This is a genomic window from Nocardioides cremeus, assembly GCF_030518195.1.
Lineage (GTDB): Bacteria > Actinomycetota > Actinomycetes > Propionibacteriales > Nocardioidaceae > Nocardioides > Nocardioides cremeus.
On record NZ_JAULSC010000458.1, the window covers coordinates 1 to 216 of the forward strand.

A 216-nucleotide genomic window follows, 5' to 3' on the forward strand; every position below is an offset into this window, starting at 1 on the left:
CCGAACTGCTGCCCGGGCAGGCTGCTCCACAGCGTCGCCGCGGCCGCGACGAGGTCGGGCCAGCCGTGGAGGAGTCGGCCGGCGTCGTCGCCGGCGACGTCCCTCAGGAGGTGGCGCGCCGGGTGGTCGACGTCGTGCAGCAGCTCGCCGACGGTGCGGATGTCCCGAGATGTGAGCGGGATCTGCGTGGTGTCGAAGAGCGCGTCGTCGACGTCG

Annotated in this window: 1 protein-coding gene; it reads right to left on the reverse strand. The window is 73.6% G+C overall.

Annotated elements, in window-relative coordinates:
• Window positions 1-216: hypothetical protein (locus tag QWJ41_RS21720; protein ID WP_302710578.1), on the reverse strand; the 216-nt coding region annotated here is incomplete at both ends.